The 25,131-nt window shown below is 72.7% G+C and carries 19 protein-coding genes and 2 pseudogenes; 6 read left to right on the top strand and 15 right to left on the bottom strand.

What is annotated here, in order from left to right; genetic code table 11:
• Positions 1-41: 41 nt before the first annotated feature.
• Positions 42-1,088 carry a type III polyketide synthase gene (locus B1H19_RS32690; protein ID WP_083108502.1) on the bottom strand — a complete coding sequence of 349 codons (1,047 nt, stop codon included), beginning with the start codon at positions 1,086-1,088 and terminating at the stop codon, positions 42-44.
• A gap of 325 nt (positions 1,089-1,413) precedes the next feature.
• Complete coding sequence (locus B1H19_RS32685) at positions 1,414-2,619, bottom strand: cytochrome P450 (RefSeq protein WP_083108501.1); 1,206 nt, start codon at positions 2,617-2,619, stop codon at positions 1,414-1,416.
• A gap of 382 nt (positions 2,620-3,001) precedes the next feature.
• Between B1H19_RS32685 and B1H19_RS32680 the strand changes: the two genes are divergently transcribed.
• From B1H19_RS32680 to B1H19_RS32670, 3 genes are all read left to right on the top strand, one after another.
• The gene (locus B1H19_RS32680) at positions 3,002-4,519 is read left to right on the top strand and encodes a bifunctional phosphatase PAP2/diacylglycerol kinase family protein (RefSeq protein WP_083108500.1); all 1,518 of its coding nucleotides are present in this window, start codon (positions 3,002-3,004) and stop codon (positions 4,517-4,519) included.
• Positions 4,520-4,619: 100 nt separating this feature from the next.
• Entirely contained in the window at positions 4,620-5,435 is an 816-nt protein-coding gene (locus B1H19_RS32675) for a class I SAM-dependent methyltransferase (protein WP_083108499.1), read from the top strand.
• Positions 5,436-5,477: 42 nt separating this feature from the next.
• A complete protein-coding gene (locus B1H19_RS32670; RefSeq protein ID WP_083108498.1) occupies positions 5,478-5,852 on the top strand; it encodes a VOC family protein in 375 nt (124 codons plus the stop codon).
• A gap of 85 nt (positions 5,853-5,937) precedes the next feature.
• On the opposite strand, the gene B1H19_RS32665 is transcribed toward B1H19_RS32670, so the two are convergent.
• The 6 genes and pseudogenes from B1H19_RS32665 to B1H19_RS32645 form a co-directional block, all read right to left on the bottom strand.
• Entirely contained in the window at positions 5,938-6,864 is a 927-nt protein-coding gene (locus B1H19_RS32665; RefSeq protein ID WP_083108497.1) for an NADP-dependent oxidoreductase, read from the bottom strand.
• Between the two features lie 140 nt (positions 6,865-7,004).
• Positions 7,005-9,056 (bottom strand): DUF5107 domain-containing protein, encoded by a 2,052-nt coding sequence (locus tag B1H19_RS32660; RefSeq protein ID WP_083108496.1) that lies wholly within the window; start codon positions 9,054-9,056, stop codon positions 7,005-7,007.
• 137 nt (positions 9,057-9,193) lie between these two features.
• Positions 9,194-9,550, bottom strand: a pseudogene (locus tag B1H19_RS40100) (glyoxalase superfamily protein); the annotation flags it as partial.
• A gap of 21 nt (positions 9,551-9,571) precedes the next feature.
• A pseudogene (locus B1H19_RS32655) lies at positions 9,572-10,159 on the bottom strand (GNAT family N-acetyltransferase); the annotation flags it as partial.
• A 91-nt stretch (positions 10,160-10,250) separates the two neighbouring features.
• Positions 10,251-11,687: a CoA transferase gene (locus B1H19_RS32650; protein ID WP_083108495.1), complete on the bottom strand. Its 1,437-nt coding sequence runs from the start codon at positions 11,685-11,687 to the stop codon at positions 10,251-10,253.
• 50 nt (positions 11,688-11,737) lie between these two features.
• Positions 11,738-12,637, bottom strand: coding sequence for a DUF2867 domain-containing protein (locus B1H19_RS32645; protein WP_237289634.1), 900 nt, complete (start codon positions 12,635-12,637; stop codon positions 11,738-11,740).
• Between the two features lie 129 nt (positions 12,638-12,766).
• Between B1H19_RS32645 and B1H19_RS32640 the strand changes: the two genes are divergently transcribed.
• From B1H19_RS32640 to B1H19_RS32630, 3 genes are all read left to right on the top strand, one after another.
• A complete protein-coding gene (locus tag B1H19_RS32640; RefSeq protein ID WP_083108493.1) occupies positions 12,767-13,417 on the top strand; it encodes a TetR/AcrR family transcriptional regulator in 651 nt (216 codons plus the stop codon).
• A gap of 223 nt (positions 13,418-13,640) precedes the next feature.
• Positions 13,641-14,876 (top strand): cytochrome P450, encoded by a 1,236-nt coding sequence (locus B1H19_RS32635; protein WP_083108492.1) that lies wholly within the window; start codon positions 13,641-13,643, stop codon positions 14,874-14,876.
• A 39-nt stretch (positions 14,877-14,915) separates the two neighbouring features.
• Positions 14,916-15,110 carry a ferredoxin gene (locus B1H19_RS32630; RefSeq protein WP_083110013.1) on the top strand — a complete coding sequence of 65 codons (195 nt, stop codon included), beginning with the start codon at positions 14,916-14,918 and terminating at the stop codon, positions 15,108-15,110.
• A 172-nt stretch (positions 15,111-15,282) separates the two neighbouring features.
• Here the strand turns inward: B1H19_RS32630 and B1H19_RS32625 are convergent, their stop codons facing one another.
• From B1H19_RS32625 to B1H19_RS32595, 7 genes are all read right to left on the bottom strand, one after another.
• Positions 15,283-17,094: an alpha/beta fold hydrolase gene (locus tag B1H19_RS32625; RefSeq protein WP_083110012.1), complete on the bottom strand. Its 1,812-nt coding sequence runs from the start codon at positions 17,092-17,094 to the stop codon at positions 15,283-15,285.
• Between the two features lie 321 nt (positions 17,095-17,415).
• On the bottom strand, positions 17,416-19,443 hold the full coding sequence (locus B1H19_RS32620; RefSeq protein ID WP_083108491.1) for a S9 family peptidase: 2,028 nt from the start codon (positions 19,441-19,443) through the stop codon (positions 17,416-17,418).
• A 116-nt stretch (positions 19,444-19,559) separates the two neighbouring features.
• Positions 19,560-20,978, bottom strand: a complete 1,419-nt coding sequence (locus B1H19_RS32615; protein WP_083108490.1) for a M20/M25/M40 family metallo-hydrolase — start codon at positions 20,976-20,978, stop codon at positions 19,560-19,562.
• Positions 20,971-21,804, bottom strand: coding sequence for a M55 family metallopeptidase (locus B1H19_RS32610; RefSeq protein WP_083108489.1), 834 nt, complete (start codon positions 21,802-21,804; stop codon positions 20,971-20,973). The genes B1H19_RS32615 and B1H19_RS32610 overlap by 8 nt, the downstream gene beginning before the upstream one ends.
• Positions 21,805-21,880: 76 nt before the next feature.
• Positions 21,881-22,228 (bottom strand): winged helix-turn-helix domain-containing protein, encoded by a 348-nt coding sequence (locus B1H19_RS32605; protein ID WP_083108488.1) that lies wholly within the window; start codon positions 22,226-22,228, stop codon positions 21,881-21,883.
• A complete protein-coding gene (locus tag B1H19_RS32600; RefSeq protein ID WP_083108487.1) occupies positions 22,225-22,644 on the bottom strand; it encodes a hypothetical protein in 420 nt (139 codons plus the stop codon). Before B1H19_RS32600 ends, B1H19_RS32605 begins: the two co-directional genes overlap by 4 nt.
• Positions 22,645-22,798: 154 nt before the next feature.
• Complete coding sequence (locus tag B1H19_RS32595; protein ID WP_083108486.1) at positions 22,799-25,129, bottom strand: ABC transporter permease; 2,331 nt, start codon at positions 25,127-25,129, stop codon at positions 22,799-22,801.
• Between the last annotated feature and the right edge of the window lie 2 nt (positions 25,130-25,131).

The following is a 25,131-nucleotide window of genomic DNA, read 5'->3' as shown; positions in this document are numbered from 1 at the left end:
GTTCGGCCATCCGTACGAGCGACGCCCGGGGCGGACGGGCTCTACGAGGTCCAGGTCCCCAGCGCCATCTCGGCGGTGATGCCGGGTCCGAAGCCCGCCACGAGTCCGCGCTGTCCGTCGTGCGCCGACGCCTCGTCAAACATCCGGGCGAGGGCGTCGAGCACCACCGCGCTGGCGATGTTGCCGTACTCGGTGAGCGTCGCCCGGCTGAAGCGGAAGGCTTCGGGAGGGACGCCGAGGTAGCGGCACAGATCGTCCAGGATGCGCGGGCCGCCCGCGTGGACGATGTAGAAGTCCAGTTCGCCGGCGTTCCAGTGCTCGGCCTCGGCGACCGCGCGCAGGGCTGGGGCGAGCGGCTCCATGGTGCCGGGGACGCGTTTGTCCAGCTGGAAGTGGAATCCCGTGGAGCGCACCGCGTAGGAGATCCAGTCCTCGGTGTGCGGGATGAGATACGAGCCGTTGCGCTCCAGGTGGACGCCGGTGCCGCCCCGGCCGCGGACCACCGCGGCGGCGACCGCGTCCCCGAACAGGCCGTTGGACAGCAGCGATCCGACGTCCAGGTCGGTGGGCTGGTAGCACAGCGAGCAGAACTCGCAGGCGACCAGGAGCACGTTGGCGTCCGGGTAGGCCCGGCAGAAGTCGTGTGCGCGGTTGATCGCGGCGCCCCCGGCCGCACAACCGAGCTGGGCGATCGGGATCTGCCGGGTCTCCGACCGGAAGCCCATTTCGTTGATGAGCCATGCGGTCAGGGCCGGCATCATGAAGCCGGTGCAGGACACATAGACGATCAGATCGATCTGCTGCGGGTCCAGTTCGGCCTGGTCGAGCGCCTTGCGCACCACTGCGGGGACGCGGGCCTTGGATTCTTCTTCGTAGACGGCGCTGCGGGCGTCGAATCCGGGGTGTTCCAGCACCTTGTCGATGGGCTGGATCAGATGCCGCCGGACGACTCCGGTGTGTTCGATCAGCCGCAGCACCTTCTTGAGCTGCCGATGGTCGTCGTGCAGCTGCCGTGCCAGTTCGAGGGTGTCGTCCCTGGTGATGATGTACTCAGGGACTGCTATTGCCGGTTTGCACAGAACCGCCATGGGATCGCACTCCTAGCAGACTTGTGGTCCGCCCGATGCGCTCCAGGAAGTGGTGACGTACGGGGTGTTGGGGGCCGGGGATCCGCCGCGGTGCTGCGGTGCGCGGGGCACCACAGCCGCTGACGGCTCCGACGACCCGTCCAAGGCCCCGCGGAGGGGCGACGAGCGGACCTGCCGTCGAAGAATGAACTCGCCCTGTGCAGGTGGGTCAGGCTTGCAGCTCGTTCAGGGTGCAAGTCGATCCCCTTTGCAGGTGGATCAAACTTTACGAGCTACGGTACGTCAGTCGGGTGACGTCCGCATGCCGCTGCGGGACGCCGTGGAATCACCAGGTGACCGGCAGCGCGAGCGGATAGCGCCAGATGGAGGTCTCGTTCCAGCGCAGCTCGTCGGCCGGCTTGGCCAGTCTGAGGTCGGGGAAGCGCTCCAGGAGGGTGCGCAGCGCCAGTTCCATCTCGACGAACGCGAGCGGGGCGCCCAGGCAGTGGTGCCCGCCCCAGCCGAAGGTCATGTGCTGCGGCTTCTCGCGGTCCAGGTCCAGCTCGTCGGGGCGGTCGAATTTGCGCGGGTCCCGATTGGCCGTCAGGTAGGAGACATGCACAATGTCCCCCGCCCGGATCGTCACGCCACTCAGCTCCACGTCCTCCAGGGCGACCCGGGGAATGCCCACGCCCTTGCGGAACGGGATGAACCGCAGCATCTCCTCCATCGCCGACGGCAGCCGCTCCGGGTCGGCGCGCAGTGCGGCCAGATCGTCGGGCCTGGTCAGCAGCGTGTAGGAGAGGTTGGCGATCTGGTACGTCGTGGTGTCCTGGCCGGTGATGAGCAGGACCATCGCCATCACGGTCAGTTCCCGCTCGTCGAGGATCTCGTCGCCGTCGCGCGCCGTGGCCAGGGCGCTGATCAGGTCCTCCCCCGGGTGCGCGCGCCGCTGTGCGGTCAGGTCGGCGAAGTACGCGCGCATATCGGCCTTGGCCCGGACCGCGGCGTCCTTGTTGGAGAGGCTGGTGTTCATCATGGTGCGGGCGTAGCCGCGCAGCCGTCCGCGGTCGTCCTCGGGGATGTCGAGGACCTCGCAGATGGTGGTCAGCGGCAGCGGGCTGGCGAGGTTCTCCATCAGATCGCCCGGAGCGCCCTGCTCGGCCATCGCCGACAGCAGTTCGTCGACGACGCCCTGGGTACGGGCCCGCATGCGTTCGACGTGGCGGGGGGCGAACGCCTTGGAGACCAGGCTGCGCAGTCGGCTGCTGGCGGGCGGGTCCATGACGTTGATGGCCTCGTCCTGGACGATCGGCTCGGGGGTCATCCGGGGGAAGTCCTTGCCGACGACGCCGTGCCGGCTGAAGCGGCGGTCGGTGGTCACGGTGCGTACGTCGTCGTACCGGGTGACCAGCCATGCCTCCCCCTCCCCGTACGGCAGCCGGATACGGGCCACGGGTTCCTCGGTCAGCAGGCGCTTGAGCGTGGGATCGAACTCAAGGGCCTCGGCGTAGTCGAAGGGGCAGTTCCAGACGTTCGGGCCGGTTTCCATGCTGAGCTCCCGAAGGTGGGGGGGTTGAGCGGTAACGCCGCCTGCACGCGGGCAGGCCGGGCGTGGTGCACGGCGGCGCGCGGCGTCGGCCTGCGGCCGGCCGGGCGCCTGTCGTCGCTCGCCAGCATGGCAGCCAGGCGTCCGCGGCGCGGCCCGGCCGTCGGCCCTGGGCGGGTGGGAAAAGCGAGGCGGCGACGCCCGTCGGCGGCGGGGCACGGCGCCGCGCGGGCACCGGGAGCGTTACGCCGATCGGGTGGTTTTCCGCTCTGATTTCCGCCGTACGGCCGCTCCCCTATATGGGCCGTCGCCGCCCCGGCCGGCGCTCCCCCCGTTCGGCCGCGCCCCCGGTCCGCCCCGCCGCCTCCCGGGTACAAGGTGCGGCATGCGACGCACGCTGCCTCACCTCGACCGGCTGATCTTCGTCCATATCGCGTCCCGCGAGTGGCCCGGCGCCCGGAGCGTGCTGCCGCGGCTGTCGCGCAGCGCCGACCACGGGCTGCTGTGGTGCGGCATCGCGGCGGGCGCCGCCGCTCTGGGCGGCCGACCCGGCCGCCGGGCGGCGCTGCGCGGGCTGGCGTCGCTGGCGGTGGCGTCGGGGGCGGTGAACACCGTCGGCAAGCGCTCGGTGCGGCGGGCGCGGCCGCTGCTGGAGGCGGTGCCGGTGGTACGGCGGCTGCACCGCCAGCCGTTCACCTCCTCCTTCCCGTCCGGGCATGCGGCCTCGGCGGTGGCCTTCGCCACCGGTGTCGGCTTCGAGAAGCCGTGGTGGGGGCTGGCGCTGGCCCCGGTCGCGGCGGCGGTGGCGTTCTCCCGCATCTATACAGGGGTGCACTATCCGGGCGATGTGCTGGCGGGGGCGGCGCTGGGCGCCGGGGCCGCCTTCGCCGTACGGGGCCTGGCGCCGACCCACGCACAGCCGGCTCCGCCCGCCCGGCCGCGCGCCGCGGCTCCCGCGGACTCCGTCCGGGAGAGACCCCCGGCGCTGCCCGGGGGACGCGGGCTGGTGGTGGTCGCCAACCTGGGCTCGGGACAGCGGGGCGGGGCGCACGCCGATCGGACCCAGGAGGTGCGCGGGGTGCTGCCGGAGGCGGAGGTCGTAGCCTGCGGCGGGCCTGGCGAGCCTGTCGGGCCGCCCCTGGAGGACCTGCTGGAGGTGGCCGCGCGACGGGCCGGGGAGCGCGGCGGGGCGCTCGGCGTGCTCGGCGGTGACGGCACCGTCAATGCGGCGGCGACGGTCGCGGTACGGCACGGGCTGCCGCTGGCGGTGCTGCCCGGCGGCACCCACAACCACTTCGCCCACGACCTGGGGATCGAGACCTCTGCGGATGCGGCGCGCGCCGTGGAGAGCGGTGCGGCGGTCGCGGTGGACCTGGCGCGCTTCGGGGGCGGGCCGCACCGGGAGGTCCGGTACGTCCTCAACACCTTTGCCCTCGGGGCGTATCCGGAGCTGGTGCGGATCCGCGAGAAGTGGGCGGGACGGCTCGGCGCCTGGCCGGCCGGGGTGCTCGCGGCCTGCGAAGTACTGCGCACCGCCGAGCCGTTGACCGTCGAGATCAACGGGCGGCGGCGGGCGGCATGGCTCCTGTTCGTCGGCAACTGCCGGTACCGGGGGCTGGGGCTGACACCGGTGCGGCGGCACGACCTGGCGGACGGGGTGCTGGACGTACGGGTGGTGCACGGGGGCCGGCTGGCCCGCGTCCGCCTGGTCGCCGCGGCCCTGACCGGCAGTCCGCACGCCTCCCCGGTGCTCGGCGAGGCCCGGCTGCGCACCCTCCGGCTGAGCGGTCTGCCGACCGGTACGCCCCTCGCCGTCGACGGTGAAGTCACCATCTGGGACGAGGAGTTGACGCTGGAGAAGGTGAACGAGGCGCTGACGGTCTACTGCCCGCCGCGCGCCTGACGCACTGTCACTTAGCTCGCATGGTGAGACGGGACTCTCATGATGCGAGATAGCGGCGTACGGTGTGCTCAGTTGCCCGGTTACCCGGAAGGAGCCGACCATGCCGCAGGAGTCCGCCGTCTACACCCACGGCCACCACGAGTCCGTACTGCGCTCCCACACCTGGCGCACCGCCGCCAACTCGGCGGCCTATCTGCTGGATTCGCTGCGGCCGCAGATGCACGTCCTGGACATCGGCTGCGGCCCGGGCACCATCACCGCCGACCTGGCCGCGCTGGTCCCCGACGGGCGGGTCACCGGCCTGGAACACGCGCCCGACGTACTGGAGCAGGCCCGTGCCACGGCCGCCGAACGCGGGCTGACGAACATCGACTTCGCGGTCGGCGATGTCCACGCACTGGACTACCCGGACGACACCTTCTGTGTGGTGCACGCCCATCAGGTCCTGCAACACGTGGGCGATCCCGTCCAGGCGCTGCGCGAGATGCGCCGGGTCACCAAGCCCGGCGGAATCGTCGCCGTCCGCGATTCGGACTACTCGGGCATGATCTGGTACCCGCAGGTCCCGGGGATGGACGACTGGCAGCGGCTGTACCGGCGGGTGGCCCGCGCCAACGGCGGCGAACCGGACGCCGGACGCCGGCTGCACGCCTGGGCCCGCCAGGCCGGTTTCGACCCGTCCGCCGTCACCGCGACGGCCGCCACCTGGTGCTACCGCACCCCCGAGGAACGGGCCTGGTGGAGCGGGCTGTGGGCGGACCGTACGGTCTCGTCGGTGTACGCGCGGCTGGCGGTGGACGGCGGACACGCCACCCCCGAGGAGCTGGCGGCGATCGCGGGGGCGTGGCGGGAGTGGGGCGCCGACGAGGACGGCTGGTTCGGCATCCTGCACGGCGAGATCCTGTGCCGGGTGTGACCACCGTGCGCGCGGGGAAGGCACCCAACTAGGCTGCCCCGTATGGACATTCTGGGGACCTCACTGCGGGTATGCGTCGGCGACCTCGATGCGGCGATCGGCGTCTACGAACGGCTCACCGGCGCCGAGGCCATTCGCTTTCAGCGCGGTGGCGTGGCCGTCGCGGCCGTCGGGTGCTTCTTCCTGATGAGCGGCCCCGAGGCGGAGTTGTCGGTGCTGCGGAAGATCACGGCGACCCTCGCCGTCAAGGACGTGGACGAGGCGGTCGCCGATCTGACGGCGGTCGGCGCGGACATCATCGCCGGTCCGCTGCCGACGCCGATCGGCCGCAACCTCGTCGCCCGCCATCCGGACGGCTCGGTCTTCGAGTACGTCGACCGGAAGCAGGATCAGGATGGCGGGCAGCGCGCGGGGTGAGGCGGGGTAGCGGGCCCGGCCGCGGGGCGGGTAACCGACGGGCCGCCAGGGCGCCGGCTCGTCGGCCCGTCGGCCCACCCGTCCGTCAGGAAGAAACCTCCAGCACGATCTTGCCGCGGGAGCGTCCGGACATACTGCGCTTGACCGCCTCGGCCGCCTCCGCCAGCGGGAACACCGCGTCGACCGGGACGGTGAGCTTGCCGGCCTCCGCGAGATCGGCGAGCGCCGTCAGATCGGCGGTGTCCGGGCGCACCCACACCATATGGCCGCCCTTCTGCTGGACCTCGCCGTCGGCGATGGACACCAGCCGGCCGCGGTCCTTGAGCAGCCCCTGCGAGACGTCCAGGACGCCGTTGCCGACGAAGTCCAGCGCCACATCGACGCCCTCGGGCGCCAGCGCCCGGACCCGTTCGGCGAGTCCGTCACCGTAGGTCACCGGTTCGGCGCCCAGGGACCGCAGGAAATCGTGGTTGCGCTCGCTGGCCGTGCCGATGACGCGTACGCCCCGGGCCACCGCGATCTGCACGGCGAGCGAGCCGACGCCGCCCGCGGCGGCGTGCACCAGCGCGGTCTCGCCCCGCTTCGTCCCGACCCGCTCGATGGCCTGATAGGCCGTCAGCCCGGCCAGCGGCAGCCCCGCGGCCTGCTGCCAGCTGAGCGCGGCGGGCTTGCGGGCCAGGGTCCGCACCGGGGCCGCGACCAGCTCGGCATAGGTGCCGTGCTGCACCTCGTCCTTGCGGACATAGCCGATGACCTCGTCGCCGACCGCGTACTCGGTGGCGTCCACACCGACCGCCTCGACCACGCCCGCCACGTCCCAGCCGGGGATGAGGGGGAAGTGGGCGTACAGCATCGCGTCCAGATAGCCGCCGACGATCTTCCAGTCCACGGGGTTGACGCCGGCGGCTCTGACCCGGATGAGGACCGAGTCGGGAGCCACCTTCGGATCGGGCTGGTCGGTGTATTCGAGGACCGAGGGGCCGCCGTAGCTGTTCACGCTGATTGCCTTCATGAACGGTCACAACGCGTGACGGCCGGGGATCATTCCGTGGGTCCGGGAAAAATCTCCGAATGGCCTAGGGATCACGTGAGAGGGCGGTGGGACTCCCGACCCCAGGAGCCCCCCGGCCTCTCCCCGGTCCCTCCCCCGCCTCACACCGGCCGCATCCGGAACTCGTAGCGCGCCGGGAGCGGGTGACGGGAGCGGGCTTCGGCGCGCACGGCGTCGGTGACCGGGCCGCTGCCGGCGATGAGGCGTTCGGTGAGGGCGTACCAGGTGTCGCTGAGGGTCTCCTCGCCCTCGCGCAGGTCGGGGATCTCGAAGCCGGCCTCGAACACCGCACGGGCCGCGGCCGGTTCGCCCTGGGCGAGCAGGACCTGGGCGGTCAGCAGGCGGAAGCGGCCGTCGGCCAGGTCCTCCTGGCGCAGATGGGCCAGCAGATCGCACGCCTCCTCGGCGCGGTCCACGGCGAGCAGCGCCGGGACCGCCTCCCGGGCGAGCGCGGGCAGCACCGCCCGCCAGGCCCGCGCGGAGGCGTCGTCGGACGCCAGCGTCTCGGCGAAGCGAGCCGCGCAGCCGAACGCCTCGGCGTACCGGTCGGCGGCCCGTACCGCCTCGCCCGCCTCGGCCTCGGCGACCGCCAGGCAGTACAGCGGCAGCGCGTCCAGCGACAGCCGGCCGCCGCCGGCCGCCAGCGCCCGCTCCCAGCTGCGGACGGCCTGCGCGCGGTCGCCGGCATGCCACTGGGCCAGGCCCAGGTGATAGTCCGTGGCCGGGCCCGGCAGCGCCGATTCCAGCAGGTCGCGCCAGGCGGGGGCGACCAGCGCCGGGCCGGGTACGGGCCCTTCGGGCGGCAGATCGCCGGTTTCGAGGAGGGTCAGCCAGGGCCGCTGGGCCGGTCCGAGGGTCGCCGTGTCGAACGGGGTGCCCGGCAGGTCGAATCCGGCGCGGGCCACTTCGAGGGCGCCCCAGCCGGAGCCGGTGGCCAGCGCCTCCTTCGGTTCGTGGTCGGCGTACGGGCGCCAGGCGGCGTAGGCGGCCTCGACGTCGGCCCGCGGCAGCGCCGCCTCCAGCCGCGCGGCGACCTCACCGCGCGCCGCGCCCCAGTCGTCCCCGTGCACGGTGGCCGCATCGGCGTCCAGCGGCCCGTACGCCTCCAGCCACGCGAACTCGCCGCCCGCGTCGAGCGGTACGTGCTCCAGCTGCGTACGGGCCAGACCGGCCTGGATCTCGGCATAGCCGCCGGTGCCCGGTTCGGTCAGCCACTCCTGCCAGCGCCGCCCGGCGCGCCCGGCGCCCCACAGGAACAGCTTGCGGCCGCGCAGGCTGTCGGTGGAGGTCTGGACGAGGCCGTGGCCCTCGGCGTCGAGGGAGGCGATCCATCGGCGGGGGCCGTCGGGGACATCGTAGAAGTAGTCGGCGGGGATCTCGCTGCGCAGGGGGTAGGTCCGGTCGGCGCCGTCCGCCACGGGGACCGGAACGCGGCGCAGGGTGCGGTCGTAGCCGAACTGCCAGGCCGCGTCGGCGGGGGCCAGGACGCGGGTGTGCGCGCCCTCGGGGACGGCGGTGTTGGACCACCAGTAGACGGGGACGGTGTGGTGGTGCGGATTGCGGATCCGTACGCCGACGTGGAGGAAGTCGGAGCCCTCGGGCAGCCACAGGTCCACCTGGAAGGGCAGGTCGCGCAACCGCTCCCACTCCCACAGGCGCAGCATCTCCCCGCCGTCCGGTGCCGGGACGCGGGCGGCGTGCAACGGGGCGCAGGAGAGGGTGGTGTGGCCGGTGGCGCCGATGTTCCATTCGATGCCGCCGGAGAACCAGGCGCCGTTGAGGGCGAAGTTGGCGGGCTGCAACACCGGGTTGCGGTACAGGAGTTCGCGGCCCGTCGGCTTGTGGTGCAGGGAGTACACCCGGCCGCCGAGTCCGGGCAGGACGGTGGCGCGCAGCCGCTCGTTCTCGATGACCAGCGCGTCGACGTCGGTGCTGCGGCGGTCGCGTCCGTAACCGTCGCGCAGCCGGGTGGGCAGGATCGAGCGCAGCGGGCCGTAGCCGATCTGGCGGGCCATGTCGGCGGGCAGCCCAGCGTCCTCGGGGATCTCGATACGGTGCAGGTCGGGGCCCGTGCGCAGGGCCGGGAGCGGGTTGTCCGGGCCGATGGGGGCGGCGGGAAGGGTCAGGGTGGTGCGTCGCACACTCGTGGCCACGGCTGCCTCGCAGGGTTGGACCGGCCACCTCGGCTCCGGCGGCCTCCTGTTGACCATGCAACCTCGTCAGCGCCCTTCTGAACAGGGCCTCTTGTGACGCCCAGGGTCAGGGTTACGCAAAGACGGCGCGTGTGCTCCTACGCCCCGGCGGTCGGCGGCTCGTTGAAGCGCAGCCGGTTGGCGAACGGATCGAGAAGGGTGAGCGAGCGGCCGAACTCGTCCTCCTCCATTCCGGGCCGCAGATACGGGTAGTCCTTCGCGACCAGCTCGGCATGCAGCTCGCGCACCCCGGTCACTTCCGTGAAGAGCGTGGAGCCGGGTGTGGCGTCCCCGTGGTGCTCCGAGAGGTGCAGGACCAGGGCGCCACGGGAGACCTGGAGGTAGCACGGCATACCGGGTTCGAAGCGGTGCTCCCAGTCGACGGTGCAGCCGAGGTAATCGACGTAGAACTCCCGGGCCTTGGCGAGGTCGAAGATCCGGAAGACGGGCACCGACCGGCCGAAAACGGGCCGTTGGACCGCGTCGTGGGTGAGCGCCCAGCGTTCGTGGTCGCGCCAGGCGCCGTCGATGAAGAGGAGGTCCGGGGAGTAGCCCTCGCGCCGGAAACCGGCCCGCCGCACCAGGGCGAGGGAGGCGGCGTTGTCCGGCTGGATGTTGACCTCCAGCCGGTGCAGGCCCAGCACCTCGAAGGCGTGCCGCAGGACGAGCCGCAGGCCCTCGCTCATCAGCCCGCGCCCGGCGGCATGGGCGAAGGCGCCATAGCCGATGGCGCCGCTGCGGAAGGCGCCGTGCACGATGTTGTTGATCGTCAGATAGCCCGCGATCCGGCCGCTGTCCAGCTCGCAGAACAGGAAGCCCTCGCGCAACGGCTCCTGGAGCCGCGCCAGGTAGGAGGCATAGGCGGCATCGGTGGTGGGCGGGGCGAGCCAGGGGTGGTGCAGCTCGGCGCTCTCCCGTGCCCGGGCGGTGAACTCGTCCCGGTCGGCGGCGGTGAAGGGGCGGATGCCGATCCGGGGGCCGCGGGCGAGGTAGGGGGCGGTCGGGCCGTCGGGGTGGTGGTCGTCGTCGTGGTCGCGGTCGTGGTCAAGGTCGCTGGACGTCATCGGGAGATCGTACGGAACGCCGCGCCCTCCGCTCCTACCGCCTCACGGCCGCGCGCCTCACCACTCCACGCACCTCACCGCCCCGCGCGCCTCACCGCCACTCCGGCGCGTCCGCCCCGCACCGCCCCGGCGGCGTGGCCCACATCGTCGGCCCGCCGTCGAACGCCACCGGCGGCAGGGCATGGCGCAGCCGCCCCACCGGGCTGTCGGTGTCGCGGAGATACCGTTCGGCGTCGTACCCCGCACCGTCGGATCCCGCCCCACCGCCGTCCCGTTCTGTCGCCTCGACACCCTGCACCAGCCACCGGGCCGTACGCGCCAGCGACAGCGTCGCCACCCGCGAACCGCCCGTCCGCGCCCGCTCGGTGAGCGCCCGCAGCACCGCCGCCGCCAGCAGATATCCCGTCCCGTGGTCCAGCGCCTGCGCGGGCAGCGCGCCCGGGTTGCCCTCCCCGTCCGCCTCGATCGCCGCGATCCCGGTGGCCACCTGGACCAGGCTGTCGAAGCCGCGGCGACCGCCCCAGGGGCCGTTGTCGCCCCAGGCGGACACGCGGGCGACGATCATCCCGGGGCGGCGTTCTGCCAGCGCCTCGGGGGACAGGCCGAAGCGGTCCAGGGCGCCCGGACGGTAGCCGGTCACCACGACGTCCGCGGTGGCCAGCAGTTCCTCGAAGGCGGCGCGGCCGGAGCGGGTGCCCAGGTCGAGGGCGGTGGAGCGTTTGCCGAACCCGGTGTCGCTGTGGGCGTCCTGACTCTCCGGCAGCTGCGGCGCATCGATCCGCAAGACGTCCGCGCCGAGCAGCGCGAGGGTACGGGTGGCGACCGGTCCGGCGATCACCCGCGTCAGGTCCAGGACGCGCAGCCCGGCGGCGGGCAGCGAGACATCGCCGGTGAGCGGCGGCAGGGGACCGGGCGGGGTGCCGGCACCGAGCGGTTCCAGGGTCAGCAGGGGGCGCGCGGCCACCGCGACGCCCTGGGGGTGGGCGGCCCACTCCTCGGGGGTACGGGCGGCGACCGCCAGCCCGCCCGCGGCGTACACGGTCTCCTCGATCTCCTCGGCCCGGCGTCCGGCGAGTACGGCCGCGGCCTCGTCCGGTCCGGCGTTCTCCGGAAGGCCGAGTGCGTGCAGCAAACGGGCACGGTGGTGCGGGTAGTTGGCGTGGGTGCGCACCCAGCCGTCGGCGGTGCGCCAGAAGCGGGAGAGCGGGGCGAACACCGAAGGCGCCCGGCCGTCGATCCGCAGATGCCGTTCGCTGACGAAGGCGGTGGCCACCGCACCGTCATCGACCCGTACACCGGGCACCGGGCCGCCGTTGCGCTCGGCCGTCAACTCCGCCGCCGCGAGCGCGCAGACCGCGACGGCGCTCCGGGCGAGCGCCCGTACCGGCAGCCGGGCCGCGAGGAGACCGGGCGGCCCGCCGTAGCTGATGCGCCCGGTGAGGGCCGGGTCACCGCCGAGAGCCGCCCAGGCCAGATCCGTGCCGGTGTACGGGAGTTGCCGCATCGCGCTGTGCTGTCGTTGCCCCATGGGCGACAGTGTGGCACCCAGTGCCAGGCAGCGGCAGGTGTATGGCGCCGCTAGCCGTCCGTCCGCTCCCCTTTCCGCTCCTGCGTCCGCGCCCGTTCCCGCTCCCCCGCGGTCGGTGCGGCCAGCGCGAGCCGGCGATGCGTACGACGCAGCATCAGACGGGCCATGACGGGGTGAAGGTGACGGACGAGGGCGAGGTAGAGGCGTCCGCCGAGGTGGTGGGTGCGGACGACCGTGCTCAGCGTGACGCGGTCGTCCGCGAGGAGGAGCGAGGCGCGGAAGTCCAGGTGCCCGGCGTCCTTCCCCAGGAGCAGCTCCCGGTCCGCCCGGCCCGTGACGGGGATGCCGCGCAGTACGCCCTCCCAGGCGGCCGGATCGGTGGGCATACCGGGCGGCAGCTCCATCTGCCAGGCGTCCTGGAAGTCCGTACGAGAGAAGGCACCGCGTGCCAACCGGGCCTCGGCGGGGAGGGAAACGGCCTTCGGGCGCTCCCACACCAGGCGGCGGAAGAGGCGGACGCGGGGCGAGGGGCGGACGGGGTGGCGGACGTGGCCGGTGGCCGCCCGCTCGATGTTGTCGAGGAGCTCCTCGACGACCGTGCGGTGGACGGCGCCCACCGCCGCGTACCACAACAGCCTGCGCCGACCGTGCAGTTGCCTGTCCAGGACATGCTCGACACGGCAGCCGTCCGGGCCCAGGGGGTGCACGGTGACCTCGTGGAATCCGGACGGGCCGGGGGTGAAGTCGAAGCGGATACGGCGGCCGGGTTCATGGACGGCGACGCGGTAGCGGACGAAGCCGTGGCCACCGTCGGCGCCGACCCCCAGCGGCCGGTCGAACCGCATGGCCGGCCAGGCCGGCACCGGGAAGACGGGATCCGGGTCGCCGCCCAGCCGGTCGATGAGGGCACCGACGGTGTCGGCCGGGGCGGCGACGGTGCGGGTGTGCACATCGCGGATGGTGCGACCGCGCACCTTACGAGCGGTGTGTCTCGGATCGTCAACACCAGTTCTCTCGGGCGTACTTGAACGCATCCGGAACCTCCATACGGCAGCGTATGTTTCACCGTACGGTAGCGTATGGTCATGGCGCAGCAACGAGCGGGGCAACAGCGAGCGGGACACCCGAAGACCGGTCACCCAAAGACCGAGCATCCGAAGAACACCGGCAGCCGGCAGCGGTTGACCGCGCGGGACTGGGCCGATGCCGCACTGGCGGCCATCGCCGAGGGCGGGCTCGCGGCGGTGGCCGTCGAACCGCTGGCGGCTCGGCTGGGCACCACGAAAGGCAGCTTCTACTGGCACTTCGCGGGCCGGGACGCCCTGATCGAGGCTGCCCTGGAGCGCTGGGCCGAGGTCGCCACGGAAGCCGTGATCGCCGAGACGGAGGCGGAACCCGACCCCGAACGCCGACTGCGCGCCCTGCTCCTGCGGACCACCGACGCCGCCGTCTCCGACCCTTTGGGGATGTCGCTGCTGGCCACCGCCGCCGACCCCCGGGTGGCGGCCGCGCTCGCCCGGGTCACCGAGCGGCGGATCGGCTATATCGCCGCGCTCTTCGCCGAGTTGGGCTTTTCGCAGGCCGAGGCGCGGCGCCGCGGACTCCTCGCGTACAGCGCGCATCTCGGCCACGCCCAGCTCGGCCGCGCGGTCCCGCAGGCGCTCCCCACCGGGGCGGACCGTACCCGCTATCTGGAGTCGCTGATCGACGCACTGCTGCACCGGGGGTGACGGGAGAAACCGGCGACCGGCCGATAGGTTCCCCACCACCCGCCGACCGGCCGACATCGCGGGGGACTTCCACCCAACGTGACATAACCACCCCGCAAAATGGCCGGAGTTGGCCGAACTGCGTCTAGCCATACACCGTACAGAGGCATGAAGTGGGAATTGACGGGCGAAGCTCCATCCCGCCACACGAACACCTCAAGCCCCTTGTATGGGAGGCAGTTCGATGACCGAAGCACCGACCGCGGCGCCCTTCGCGGCGCCGTCCCGAGCGCCGTCCGAGGCGATCGTCTTCCCTCAGGACCGCTCCTGTCCCTACCACCCGCCGACCGGCTATCGGCCGCTGAGCGGACAGGGCCCGCTCACCCGGGTCGCCTTCTACGACGGCCGCCAGGTATGGGCGGTGACCGGCCACGCCGAGGCGCGGGCGCTGCTGACCGACCGCCGGCTCTCGTCCGACCGCCAGAACCCGGCGTTCCCCATCCCGATCAAGCGCCTGGAGGCGATCCGGCGGGTGCGGACCCCGCTGATCGGCGTGGACGACCCGGAGCACAACACCCAGCGCCGGATGCTGATCCCCAGCTTCAGCCTGAAACGGACCGCCGCCATGCGGCCGGACATCCAGCGGATCGTCGACGGTCTGCTGGACCGGATGCTGGCCCAGGGCCCGCCCGCCGAGCTGGTCTCCGCATTCGCCCTCCCGGTCCCCTCGATGGTGATCTGCGCGCTGCTCGGCATCCCGTACGGCGACCACGAGTTCTTCGAGGAGCAGTCACGCCGCATCCTGCGGGGCGCTACGAGCGAGGAGTCGGAGCAGGCACGCCTCCGCCTTGAGGAGTACCTCACCGAGCTGATCGCCCGTAAGGAGCGCGAGCCGGGTGACGGGCTGCTCGACGAACTGATCGCCGACCGGCTGAAGGAGGGCTCCCTCGCGCACGGGGAACTGGTCCGGCTGGCCATGATTCTGCTGGTCGCGGGCCATGAGACCACGGCCAATATGATCTCGCTGGGCACCTTCACGCTGCTCGAACACCCCGAGCGGCTCGCCCGGTTGCGGGAGCGGCCGGAGCAGATACCGGCCGCCGTCGAGGAGCTGCTGCGGTTCCTGTCCATCGCCGACGGGCTGGTGCGGGTGGCGACGGAGGACATCGAGATCGGCGGCGTGACCATTCGCGCCGACGACGGGGTGCTGTTCCCCACCTCCCTGATCAACCGGGACGCCACGGCGTATCCGGAGCCGGACGCTCTGGACTGGGACCGCTCCGCGCGCCATCATGTGGCCTTCGGTTTCGGCGTGCACCAGTGCCTGGGCCAGAATCTCGCCCGCGCGGAGATGGAGATCGCGCTGGGCTCGCTGTTCACCCGCATCCCGGATCTGCGGCTCGCCGCGCCCGCCGCCGAGATTCCGTTCAAACCCGGCGACACCCTGCAAGGCATGATCGAACTGCCGGTGGCCTGGTAGGTGCCACCGGTGACCGTGGACGAGCGAAAGGGGTCCGGTATGCGGATCGCCATTGACCAGGACGTGTGCATCGGCTCCGGGCAGTGCGCCCTGACCGCGCCGAGGGTGTTCACCCAGGACGACGACGGTTTCGGTCAGGTGCTGCCCGGCCGCGAGGACGGCGCGGGCGACCCGCTCGCACGAGAGGCCGCCCGCGCCTGCCCGGTGCGGGCGATCACGGTCGATGACGCCTGACTGACCGCAAGGGCCGTCGGTTCGCAACGACCGTCCGGACGTCAGACCACCCGGTCATGACGCCCGTATGACGCGTCCCCACTGACTTTTCCCCCAACGGCCCTTTGCCCTCACGACATCCACACCATCGCTATCCACTATCCGTAACCGCAGCGCCCCCGGCTGCACCGCGCTACCCGAACGCCCCCTGGGTAACGGGAAGTTCGAGGACCCCGGTGTCCTCGGGCGCGCTGGTGACCGTCACCGGCTTCACCCCGCGATTGCCTGCGTACGCCGTATCGCTCGCGGCGATCACCAGGCGCAGGCGGTGCCCCGGCTCGTAACGGTGCACGATGGCCGGGAGTTCCACGGTGAACTGCCGGGTCACATCGGGCACCCGGGCCGGGGCGATCAGCCGGTGCACCAGCCTCTTCGAGCCATCCGGCGCCACGTCGTAGAGCTTGGCGAAGAGCACCAGCTTGTCGGCCGCATCGGAGGAGTTCTGCACCCGCTCGGTCCGCGGCGAGATCACCTTCAGCGTCACCCTGGGCGCGCCCACCACATCGACCGGCCTCCCCTCGGCCACCGGGGCGGAGGTCCAGCCCAGAAAGGTGCCCCTCCCGTCGTACGGCGCGAGGTCGGGCAGCCCGAGCAGACCGGCCGCCGGGTTCTCCGAATGGCTGGTGGGCAGCAGGTGGTTGCGGTAGGTGCGGCTGCCGCGCGCCACCTCCGTACGGTCGTCGACGAGCCTGCCGTCACCGGAGAGATAGAGCTTCTGGCCGGCGCCCACGGGGAAGCGGGACGAGGTCGCATACGTCGGCCCCTCGGTGGCCCAGTCCCGGTAGTAGGCGAAGGCCGGCCCGGTGGGCGCCCCCTTGCGGTGGTGCAGATAGCGGTCGAACCAGGCCAGGATCCGCCCGCCGACGTAGCTGCTCTCCAAGTCCCCCTTGCCCAGGTTCAGTTCACCCGGTGCCGGGTTCTTCATTCCGCCGCTGTGGCCCCAGGACTGCCAGATCATCTTGGCCGGGGTGCCCTGCGCGGTGAGGGTGCGGTAGGTGGCGGCGGCCTCGTTGAGGTTGAAGAGGGTGTCGTCCTGGCCCTGCACCAGCAGCGTCGGCGCCTTGACCGACCGCAGATACGAGACCGGGGAGACGCTGCGCACATAGGCGAGCATGGCGGCGGTCCGCCCTGCCGGATACCGCCGGGAATCCAGCAGCCGCTTGGTCTCACAGACCGGCGCGACGAAGTGCAGACAGCCCGCACCGCCCCACCGCGAGGCGGCCAGGCTCGGATGGAGCAGCCCCTGCGCCTCGCCGATCAGGAAGAAGCCGTTCGTCCACTCGTACTTGTAGGCGCCGGGGACCGGCCCGGCTGCGCCCCCGGCGTTGTTGGGGTCGAGGGAGTAGGAGAGGTCGTTCCAGGTGATCAGCGGAATCAGCGCGTCGATACGGTGGTCGACGGACGCGGTCGCCATCTGGATCGCGCCGCCGTACGAGCCGCCGATCATGCCGACCCGGGGATCGCCGCTGCCGTCCTGGGTGACGTAGTCGACCCGGGTGCCGTCGTCGGCCGCGCGCGTTCCGGCCAGCAGATCGACCAGCCCGCTCGCGGCCCGGCCGTCGATCCTGGGGTCGTCGAGGGAGATCGGGCAGCCGCTTTTGCCGAAGCCGAGGCCGGAGTAGGCCAGGGCGACATAGCCGCGGGCCGCGAGCGCCTTGGCGATGGCGTCGGTCGAGCCGTCCGCCTTGCTGCCGCCGAAGCCGTTGGTGGTCAGGACTGCGGGCGCCGGGTGTGCGGCGTCGACGCCGGAGGGGCGGTAGATGTCCGCGTCCAGAGAGCAGGTGCGGTCGCCGGCGCGGACGGTCACCTTCAGCGCGGAGACGGTGTACGGGTCGGTGGCGGATGCGTGTACGGGGGCGGTCAGGGCGAGGGGCGCGGCGAGTGCGGTGCTTGCCAGCAGGGCGAGTGAAGTGCGGAGTACGGAGCGGGACGCGGCACGGGACACGCTGGGCACGAAGGACCTCCACAAGGATGGCCGTACCAACCAGTCGGTAGCAGCGCCTCATGGTGTGACACGAGTAACGGACATGTCAACGACCCTGACAGCGGTTCTTGATGGCACGTCAGTTCAGCGCTGACCAGGCCGAATTCAAAACCAGCGGGTACGCGTACGTGACACACCACACCCGCCCCCACTGGCCCCTCCCTCCCACCCACGCCCGCCGCTGGGGGTACCTCCCAGCGTTAGCTGGGGGAGTCACGGCGAGACGAAACCGCGGCGGGACGGCCGACAACGCGGGAGGCGGCACAGCGCAGCGGACCGGCATCATCCGCGCAACGCCACCCCCGGAACGTCATCCCGAACAAACCCAAAGGTCTGCGCATAGAGCGACAGCTCGGCCTCCACAGCCCGAACGATGGTCTGGGCACGACGAAAGCCATGCCCCTCACCGGCGAAGGTGAGATACGCATGCGGTATGCCGCGCCCCTCCACCTCGGCAAGGAACCGATCGCACTGCACGGGCGGGCAGATCACGTCATCCATCCCCTGGAGCAGCAGGAACGGCGCGGTGATCCGGTCCGCCCGGTGCAGCGGCGAGCGCTCGCGATAGCGCTCCGGCACCTCGGCGAACGGGCCGACCAGCGACTCCAGATACTGCGATTCGAAGTCATGGGTCTCGCCGGTGGCCCAGCCGGCCAGGTCCAGGATGGGGTAGCTGATGGTGCCGCAGGCGTAGAGGTCGGTGGTGGTGAGCGAGGCGGCGGTGGTCCAGCCGCCGGCGCTGCCGCCGCGGATCGCCAGCCGGGCGGGGTCGGCGCTGCCCTCGTCGGCCAGCGCACGGGCGACGGCGGCGCAGTCCTCGACGTCCACCACGCCCCACTGCCCGCGCAGCCGTTCGCGGTACTGCCTGCCGTAGCCCGTGGAACCGCCGTAGTTGACCACGGCGACGCCGATGCCGCGGGAGGTGAAATAGGCCAGCTCCAGATCGAGCACCAGGGGGGAGTGGCTGGTCGGGCCGCCGTGCACCCACACCACATAGGGCGGCAACTCGCCCTCGGGGGCGGCGTATTGGGGGTGGTGCGGCGGATAGACATGGGCGTGGACGTCGCGCCCGTCGGGGCCCGCGAAGGTGCGGCTCTGCGGCTGCGGGTAGTAGGCCGGGTCCACGACGTCGGTGTGTTCGGCGGCGAGGGGCCGGGCGCGGCCGGTGCAGGTGTCCAGCTCGACGATTTCGTAGGAGCGGCGCGGGCCGGCGGCGATGCCGATGACGCGGCTGCCGTGGACGGCGAGGGTGGGGGCCCATTCCGTCCAGGGTCCCGCCGCGTCCACCAGCTCTCCCGAGACGGGGTCGAGGATGCCGAGGGCGGTGGTGCCGCGGCCGTGGAGGACGGCCAGGGTGCCGTTGTCCAGCGGCAGGAACCAGCGCTGCCCGATGGTCCACAGCGGGCCGCCGAACTCCTCCTCCCGGGCCGGGCACAGGCCCCGGCTCGCCACCACGCCGTCGCCCTGCGCGTCCGGGTCGAGGCGCTGGAGCTCCCACCATCCGCTGAGGTCGGAGGCGAACAGCAGCGAGCCGTCGGCGGCCCATTCGATCTGCGCGACGGACTCGCCGCTCTCGCCGCCGCCGGGCGCGGTCGGGCCGAGGTCGCCGACGAGCGGCCGGACATCGGCGAACTCCCCCTTGGCGGTGATCTCGGCCAGCATCACCAGCGTCCCGTCCCAGGGCATCTGGGGGTGGTCCCAGGCGATCCAGGCCGCCCGCCGCCCGTCCGGGGAGATCCGCGGGCCGGTGACGAAACGATGCCGGTAGTCGCTCAACTCCCTTACCGAGGCGCGCTGTTCGGCGGCGGATCCATCCAGCGGCACGGCGGCGATCACTCGGCGCACATCCGTCGGCCGCGGGCCGGTGAACTCTTCCAGGACGCACCACACCTCGCCGAGCTCGGGGCGCAGCACCGGATCCGCCCAGCGCAGTCCGCCGCCGACCACGGAGACGGGGGTCAGCGGGCGCGGCGCGGCGCCGCTGTCCGGCTCGTAGGCGTACAGCCGCTGGTCGGCGAAGTCACTGAAGACCACGAGGGGGCCGCGCTCGGTGACCGTACCGGCCCAGGGCTGGCCGCCGTACTCCAGCACCCGGCTGCGGACGTTCCACGGTGCGGGCAGCGGCGATTCCACGGTGCCGTCCGCCCGTCTGCGCATCAGCGCGCGGCGGCCGCCCTCGGCGGGGCGGGGCTCGGTCCACCAGACCTCGTCGCCGACCACGCCGACGAACGTCGGCCGGCCGTCATGGGACGCCACCGTCCGGGCGTCGATCGGCGACGGCCAGGCGCCGTACGGAGCCGTGGTCACCATGCTGCTGTTCCTCCTTCACCCGGCACCGCGTGGGTGCCCGCCGTACGGTCCTGCGCGCTCCGCCTGCCCGCGGGCGCGCCGTGGGGCCTGTCCCCGGTCCTGCCCCGGATCCTGTCCTAAGCCCGTCTCAGGAAATCGTCGAGGACCCGGACGCCGAAGTGCAGAGCCTCCTCCGGCACCCGTTCGTCCACGCCGTGGAACAGCGCCTGATAGTCGAATTCCACGGGCAGTTTGAGCGGCGAGAAGCCATAGCCGGCGATGCCCAGCCGGGAGAACTGCTTGGCGTCCGTGCCCCCGGACATGCAGTACGGGACGACATGGCCCTGCGGGTCGAACCGCTCGACCGAGGCCCGCATCGCGGCGTACGTCGGGGACTCCAGCGATGCCTCCAGCGCGACCTCGCCGTGGTGGTAGTCCCAGGTCACCTCGGCTCCGGTGAGGGCGTCCATGGTGGTGCGGAACTCCGCCTCGCCGCCGGGCACGACCCGGCCGTCCACATAGGCGACGGCGCTGCCCGGGATCACATTGACCTTGTAACCGGCCTCCAGCATCGTCGGGTTGGCGCTGTTGCGGACCGTCGGCTCGACCAGCTTGGCGCACGGGCCGAGCTTGGCCAGCAGCGCATCGACGTCGAAGTCGGGCGCGGCGACATCGACGTCGAGGTCGTGCAGGGCGGCCAGTTCGCGCAGCGCGGCGCGCACGGTCGGGGTGAGGCGGACCGGCCACTCGTACGCGCCGATCCGGGCCACCGCGGCGGCCAGCCGGCTGACCGCGTTGGCGCGGTTGACCTTCGAGCCGTGGCCCGCCTGCCCTCGGGCGGTCAGCTTCAGCCAGGCCGTCCCCCGCTCCCCCGCCGCGATCGGGTAGAGCCGCATGCCGCCGCCCGCGTGGAAGGTGAAGGCCCCTGATTCGCTGATGCCTTCCGTGCAGCCGTCGAAGAGGTCGGCGTGATGGTCCGCCAGGAAGCCCGAGCCGTCGTGGGCGCTGGCCTCCTCGTCGGCGGTGAAGGCCAGGACGATATCGCGCCGCGGCCGGACGCCGGCCCGCGCCCAGCTGCGGGCGACGGCCAGCACCATGGCGTCCATGTTCTTCATGTCGACCGCGCCGCGGCCCCAGACCACGCCCTCGCGCACCTCCCCGGAGAACGGGTGCACGCTCCAGTCGGCGGGCTCGGCCGGCACCACGTCCAGATGGCCGTGCACCAGCAGGGCCGCGGCCCCGGGGTCCGTGCCGGCGATCCGGGCGACGACGTTCGTACGGCCCTTGGTGCGCTCCAGCAGGGTCGGTTCGAGCCCGGCGTCGGCCAACCGCTCGGCGACGTACTCGGCCGCCGGGCGCTCCTGGCAGGCGCCGTCTCCGGCGTTACTGGTGTCGATACGGATCAGCTCGGAGGTGAAGCGGACCACTTCGTCCAGGGCCTGCTGGTCGACGGGCGCGACGGCGTCGGCGGCCCGGGCGGGACCGACGACCCTGGCGGACCCGGCCGTTTCGGGAACGCCGACGGGTCCGGCGCGGTCCCCCTGCTGCTCAGCCATATTGTTCCTCCACGGCGGAAGAGACGACGGTGGTGACCGCCTTGAAGCACCGGATGGCTTCATACATGTCCTGACTGGTATACGCGACGCGGCGCTCTCCGCTGCGCTCCACGCCGGGCACGCACGTCGCCGCGCCCACCAGATGCTCGGCGTCGAATTCCATCTCGACGCGATGCGGCCCGCGCCGCACCGGCTCGCGCCGCCCCGCCAGCGCCGCCCCCGTCTTCGCCGCGGCCCGGATGTCGGCGGCCGTACGGGCCGGGGGCCGGCACACCGCGGCATACCGCGACACATAGTCCTTGACCGCCACCCTTGGCGCGTCCGGCGCATACCCCAGGGCGTCCTGACACGTCCGGTCGTCGCCGGTGACCAGCACGACGGGCACGCCGTACTCGGCCACCACAAGGGAGTTGAGATACCCCTCGCTGGCCCGGGTGCCGTCGACCCAGACCCCGGTGAGGGTGTTGGCGAGATAGGTGTGCGCCAGGACGCCTTCGGTGCCCGCGCCGGTGTGGTAGCCGACGAAGGCGATGCCGTCCACGTCGCCGTGCTGGACGCCCTCGACCATGCTCAGCGACTTGTGTCGCCCCGTCAGCATCTGCGCCCGCTCGTCGAGCTGCTCCAGCAGCAGATTGCGCATCGTCCAGTGCGCTTCATTGACGAGCACCTCATCGGCCCCGCCCTCGAAGAACCCGGCGATCGCCGCATTCACATCGGAGGTGAACATCTGCCGGCAGCGCTCCCACTGCGGCGTCCCCGGCAGCACATCCGCGGGCCAGGTCACGCCCGTTGCGCCTTCCATGTCCGCGCTGATCAGGATCTTCATGCCTCGTCACGTTACGCGGCCCCGAACAACCCGGCCAGACCTGTGGATAACGCCGGAGGTCCGGACCGGTGGAGGTCTACCCGGGTGGCGCAGCCATGTCCGCGGCGATGGCCCTCAGTGCCGCCAGATGGCGCTGGTAGACGGCCCGTCCTTCGCAGGTCAGCGAGAGCCAGGTCCGCGGGCGCCGCCCGACCCGGCCCTTTTCGATGTGCACCCAGCCCGCCTCCTCCAGCAGCGACACCTGTTTGGAGAGGGCCGAGTCGGTGACCTCGACCAGATCGCGTACGAAGGCGAACTCGGCCTTCTCCACCGGCGCCAGGGCGGCCACCACCGAAAAGCGCACGGGTGCGTTGAGCAGGGGGGCGAGGTCGTGCCGGGGGTGGTTCCCGGCCTGCGGCGCGCCCTGGTCCTGCCCGCCGGTCACGCCGCCCGCCTCCGCTCCAGCAAGGCGCCCGTGACGAGCGGCAGCGCGCACGCCACGGCGGCCACGGCGGCGAAGACGGGGCTGTCGGTGAAGGCCGCTTCTCCGAGCACCAGCGCCAGGACGTAGAGGACGGCCCAGGACGCCATCACGATCCCGTGCGTGAGGGCGAAGCCACGGCGCACCACGCGCTGCCGCGCGGCATACGCGCTCAGCGCCATCACCACGAGCACATTGCCCACCGAGGCGCCTATCGACGCGGCGGGACCGTGCCACAGCAGGACCGCCGGAACGAGCAGCAGTTGCCAGGCGGCGAACATCCACAGATAGCGCACGTACCAGCCGCTTCGCGCCCGCACCTGCTTTTCCAGCTCGGCCGCCCGCCCCAAGGTCTCCCTGGCATCGGCGATTTCGCTCATGGCTCGCTCCCCCTTGCACCTACCGGTCAACTGTTTCCAGGATGGCAAGTACTTGTCGAGTTGGCAAGTAAAAGAGCGGGCAAGGAGGAGGACGAGAGGGCAAGGGAAGCAAGGGCGGGAGGGGGCTTCGGCGCCCCGGCTCGGAGCGCCCGGCTCAGAAGAACCCGTCCGCCGAATCCACCAACTTGCGGCGCACCGCGCGGACGGCCGGGGGCAGCGAGACCGTGGCGGCGGCCAGTACCGCCGTGGCGTTGATCAGGAGCAGGGTGCTGATGGCGGGGCGCTGGGCGATGCCGGTGCCCCAGCCGCTGGTGTGGCCCTGGAGGTTGATGAGCCATTCGGCGGCGCAGACGCCGAGGGCGGTGCCGGGGAGGGCGGCGGTCAGGGTGATGAAGACGGTGGCCGCGACGATGACGGCTGCTATCTGGCGGGGGGTCAGGCCGACGGCCCTGAGGGCGAGGAGGTCGCGGCCGCGGTCGCGTACGGCGGCGGCGACGGTGGCCGACAGTTCGGCCAGGCCGATCAGGACGAGCACGGCTATCAGGCCGATGATGACGGCGCGGACGATCGTGAGCTGATCGGCGGGGTTGGGGATTTCCCGGACCTCCAGGTGGCCGGCGGACGCGTTGGTCAGGGCGTCGCGGACCGCGGCGCGGTCGGCGCCGCGGTGCAGGACCAGGTTGTAGAAGTCGGGGCGCAGCCGGGGGGCGCCGTCGCGCAGGGTGTCCAGGCCGGTGGAGATGACCCGGCCGCTGTCGGACGGCTCGATGCTGCGGCCGACGATGTGCAGGACATGCGGCTGCCCGGCGACGGTCATGCGTACCCAGTCGCCGACCTGGGCGTCGAGGAGGTCGAGCAGTCCCTGGCCGGCGACCGCTTCGTCGGGGCCGCGGGCGGCGCGGCCCTCCGCGACGGTGAACGGGTAGGGGTGCGCGCCCGTTCCCAGCCCGCGCAGCGTGATGGTGCCGGTCTGGCCCGGTACGAGGGCCTCGACCTCGGCGCCCGGGTAGGCGGTCACCCGGGGCTGCGCGGCGAGGAGGTGGCGCAGTTGCTGGTCGCCGAGGGTGTCGGAGCGGGCGGTGAGGGCGGCGGGCAGGCCGACGCTCTCGGGGTGGGCGGTGAAGCGGTCCAGGGTGGCCCAGGCGCCGAGGGCGATGGTGATGAGGAGGAGGGGGACGGCCAGCCGGGCCACGGCCGCCGAGGCGCGCAGCGGGCGGTGGAAGGCGGCGCGCCAGCCGAGCACCAGGGCCGGGGGGATGTGCAGGCCGAGCGCGCGGCGGGTCGAGCCGGAGGCCCGGTGGCCGGAGGCCACGGCGGCGTGGCCTGCCGGCACCGGGGGCACCCGTCCGGCCCGCCAGGCGGCCAGCCAGGTCGCCGAGCCGATGAAGACCACCGCGCCGGCGGGGAGGGCGGCGGACAGCCAGGCGTGTTCGGGCAGGCCCTGCCACAGGGCCAGCGCCTCCCCGATCCGGCCGGGGGCGAGCGGGCCGAGGAGCTGGGTGAGCAGTGCCCCGAGCGCGCCGCCGAGCAGGGCGAAGCCCAGGTGCACGGCGAGGAACATGCGGACCACCTGGCCGGGGGTGCAGCCGACGGCCTTGAGGACGGAGATGTCCCTGAGGTGCCCGTGGACGCGGGTGCTGATGGCGCCGCCCACCGCCAGGGCCGTGGCGCACAGCGCGCCCAGTCCGAACAGGCCGAGCAGCCGTCCCAGGAGCTGGTTGTCGCCCGCGGCCTCGGCCTTGGCCTGACGCCAGGTGGAGACGTCGGTGATCTGGTCGGCGCCGAGCCGGGTGACCGCCCGCTGGACGACGTAGTCGGTGTCCTGGGGGTCGGCGAGGCGCAGCCCGATGGTCCGGCCGCGCAGCTCGGGGCCCGCCTTGGAGGTGGCGAGCGTCCCGGGCAGCACCCAGGCCACGCCCGGCGTCTCGCCCGCGTGGAAGCCCGCCTCGGCGGTGTCGGCGATGCCCACCACCCGCAGCGGCGCGGCGAAACCACCCAACGCGAGGGAGTCGCCCGGTTTGGCCCACATGGCACGGGCCACCGAGCTGTCCAGGACGATGCCGGGGCGTCCGCCCCGGGGAGAGACGCCGCCCGCGTCCCGGGCCGGGTCCAGCCAGCGTCCCGCGACCACCTGTGGCGCGGCGACGCCCGGGCGGCTCGGGGTGCCGCGCAGCTCCAGCGTCGCCTTGGCGCCGCCGAGCCGGAGGCTTGCCGTGGTGCGCACCGTGGCGAAGGGCCCGGAGGCGGCCCGTACCTCGTCCAGGCCGGCCAGGGAGGCGGCCGGGGCGTCGGCCTTGGTGTGGATCCATACGTGGGCGCCGGCGGAGCGGGTGAAGACCCGCTGCCAGGGGTCGGTCGCGTAGGCGAACAGCGCGGTGGCCAGCAGCAGGGAGACGGTGATCCCGGCGGTCGCCAGCACGATGAGGACGGCCTCGGCGCGATGCGCTCTGAGGTGGGCCCGCGCCCAGCGGGACGCCGCGCGCACCG

Source organism: Streptomyces gilvosporeus (assembly GCF_002082195.1).
Lineage (GTDB): Bacteria > Actinomycetota > Actinomycetes > Streptomycetales > Streptomycetaceae > Streptomyces > Streptomyces gilvosporeus.
Note: the sequence above shows the minus strand (reverse complement) of the source record. Positions and strands in the feature narration are given on the sequence as shown.